Origin of the sequence: Candidatus Thioglobus sp., from assembly GCF_028599055.1 — a bacterium.
In the GTDB taxonomy this organism is placed as follows: domain Bacteria; phylum Pseudomonadota; class Gammaproteobacteria; order PS1; family Pseudothioglobaceae; genus Thioglobus_A.
In genome coordinates this window covers 1-1,627 of record NZ_JAQRMS010000236.1, presented here as the reverse complement: position 1 = coordinate 1,627, position 1,627 = coordinate 1, and the positions used below count along the sequence as shown (strand labels likewise).

At 35.7% G+C, this 1,627-nt stretch carries 1 protein-coding gene; it reads right to left on the bottom strand.

The features are described from left to right. Positions 1–795: 795 nt before the first annotated feature. Positions 796–999 (bottom strand): hypothetical protein, encoded by a 204-nt coding sequence (locus PSN35_RS07610; RefSeq protein WP_300031686.1) that lies wholly within the window; start codon positions 997–999, stop codon positions 796–798. Between the last annotated feature and the right edge of the window lie 628 nt (positions 1,000–1,627).

The window sequence follows — 1,627 nt, the reverse complement described above, 5'->3', positions numbered from 1 at the left end:
AAAACACAAATCTGGTAGAGGACCACCCAATGAACATTTCTGGCAAGTTTGGTTCAAATCTGTTCAGTGGTTTCAGAGAAGAAGATTTAAATGTGAAAAGCTAACGGACGACAGACACTTACCCATGACAAAAGCTCACATGGCCTATGGCCAGGTGAGCTAAAAATATCAATATAAGTAGAACAAGCTAACAAAATGACTTTTATTACACAATAGTTCGGAATTTCAGTGGTATCGCATGTTCGAGAGAGGATACAACATTTGGGTGTCACCTTTGCGCTTTACATGTATGTTAAGAAGATATTCATTAGTTGAGTGTGTAAGTGTATTACACCGAACTGGAACGCACAATTTGCAGAATGTTTTTATAGCCGTCAGTATGTGAAGCCATGTTTATAGAGGACCTACCATAATATGCTTCTAACCACATTTCGGTTCAATTGGCAAAACGGTTTCACAGGAGAAGATTTTTCAGAACTCAGCCATCCAGAAACAAGATTTGCCTGTGATGGCCATGTTTTTTAACGCATCGAGCCGAGATGAGCAATCATTATATAGGACCTTCCATAGATGCTTCCTTCCTAATTTCGGTTCATTTGGCAATGCAGTTTCAGAGGAGAAGATTTTTTTAGAAATCACCATTCAGAAACAAGAATTGACTGTGGCGGCCATGTTTGTAAACGGATCAGGATGAAATTTACAATCTTTATAGAAGACCTTACATAACTGATTCCTACCAAGTTTCAGTTCATTTGGCTTAGGGGTTTCAGAGAAGAAGATTAAAATGTGAACAGTTTACAGATGGATAATGACACTAAGTGATGGTAATAGCCAACAAATATACAAACCAACAAAAGCAAATGATTTATCTGTTTCTTCTTCGACAACTTCATTAATATCAGAGTAATCTATAGCTGTTGATGCTTTGTTGTCATAGTTATCTGAAATAAACAAATCAAGATAACTATCAATATTTTCTCCGATCTTTTTTATCCACATAATAGATTTTGAAATAAAATGGACTATTGGAACGTGTCAATATTGTGACAAGTAAAACTTGTCATGGAGCTACTTTCTTATGTTGTACTTGCACACGACGAGTGTCAAAAGTTGGTATATTAACACCACTGATGCCGAAAAATAATCTGTAATAACGTTAACATCCCCCTCTCTTTGAAAATCCTGCATCTGTGTCTGATACAGTATATGTATACTTACATTGAAGATTTTGTCCTGATGTTGATGTACTGTTTGGGTTTTTAACATAATAATAACAAAAGATATACAGAAACATTACATACAAGTAACATCTGGCTAACTACCAATATCGTACAGTTTTGTTATAACATCTGGCAAGCTAACTACCAATATCGTACAGTTTTATTATAACATCTGGCTAACTACCAATATCTTACAGTTTTATTATAACATCTGGCAAGCTAACTACCAATATCTTACAGTTTTATTATAACATCTGGCAAGCTAACTACCAATATCTTACAGTTTTGTTATAACATCTGGCAAGCTAACTATCAATATCTAGTCCCACGACGTAGAGTTGTATCTGTTCATCTTCGGCACGTTCTGCTGCAGCCCATGCATTATTAGTACTGAGACTTCTGTCCTG

Coding starts and splice junctions, on each gene's coding strand:
- PSN35_RS07610 (WP_300031686.1), bottom strand. CDS start 999: ATGTGGATAAAAAAGATCGGAGAAAATATTGATAGTTATCTTGATTTG.